The following is a 437-nucleotide window of genomic DNA, read 5'->3' as shown; positions in this document are numbered from 1 at the left end:
CCTAAGAGGTGAGCTACTCCCATTGCCTGGAACGGCCGTCCATGCAGGTCACCGTCCCGGCTGCCTGAGCCACCCTGCCTGTCCTATCCTTCCTGCCGCTGAAAAGCGGCAGGAAGGGATGTCCGGCTTCGCCCCCGGCGGGTCTGCCGCTGATCGCGGAGACCGTTCGTGTCCGGCAAGCCCAAGACGCCTTTTCAAGCCTGTGGCTGCAGGCGTGGCTCTCCGGCGGCCCGCGCCGGATCGAACCGCTCCGGCGCGGCGGCGGCAAAGGCCGGCTCGTCGGCGCAGGCATGCGCCACCGCGCTGATGTGGGCAAGATGACTGAAGTCGACGCCCCATCGCGTCGCGTTGTAAAGCTGCGGAATCAGGGCGCAGTCGGCCAGACCGGGCCTGTCCCCGTGGCAGAACCGGCCGGTGAAGCCCGCATGGTCCAGCAG

The 437-nt window shown here is 68.6% G+C and carries 1 protein-coding gene; it reads right to left on the bottom strand.

What is annotated here, in order from left to right; translation table 11 throughout:
• Positions 1-194 precede the first annotated feature (194 nt).
• On the bottom strand, positions 195-437 hold a 243-nt coding region (locus tag AB4091_RS21910; RefSeq protein WP_442295033.1), incomplete at its 5' end, for a hypothetical protein.

Source organism: Terrabacter sp. 2RAF25 (genome assembly GCF_052115265.1).
Taxonomy (GTDB): Bacteria; Actinomycetota; Actinomycetes; order Actinomycetales; family Dermatophilaceae; genus Terrabacter.
This window is presented reverse-complemented; position numbering and strand designations above follow the sequence as displayed.